This is a genomic window from Streptomyces sp. CT34 (assembly GCF_000805335.1).
Taxonomy (GTDB): domain Bacteria; phylum Actinomycetota; class Actinomycetes; order Streptomycetales; family Streptomycetaceae; genus Streptomyces.
Window position 1 is genome coordinate 4,366,065 of record NZ_KN708638.1, and the last position, 340, is coordinate 4,366,404.

At 85.0% G+C, this 340-nt stretch carries 1 pseudogene; it reads right to left on the minus strand.

The features are described 5' to 3' along the window. A pseudogene (locus RZ84_RS39835) lies at positions 1 to 340 on the minus strand (hypothetical protein); the annotation flags it as partial.

The following is a 340-nucleotide window of genomic DNA, read 5'->3' on the forward strand; positions in this document are numbered from 1 at the left end:
GGCGGCGGCAGCGGCTGCCGGTGCGGGTGGGCGGCCGGCGGGCCCTGCGGGGATACGGGGGCGGCGCCCGGTGCGGGCCGGCCCGCGGCCTCCTCGGCGGGGCTGGGGCGACCGCGCCGGCGGCCCGTGGGGGCAGGCCCGGCGGGGGCGCCGGGGCCGCCGTCCGGGGACGGGGCGATACCGGGCGCCGTGCCGGTGGCCGTACCGGTCGCCTCGGTCGGCGTGTCCCCTTGTGCGGGCTGTGCGACGAGACCTTCGGGGCCCGCCACGAACGTGCCGGACGACTCGGCGTCGGCCATCGCCGCCGCCGCGCGCTCCTCGGCCGCGGCCCGCCCCCCCC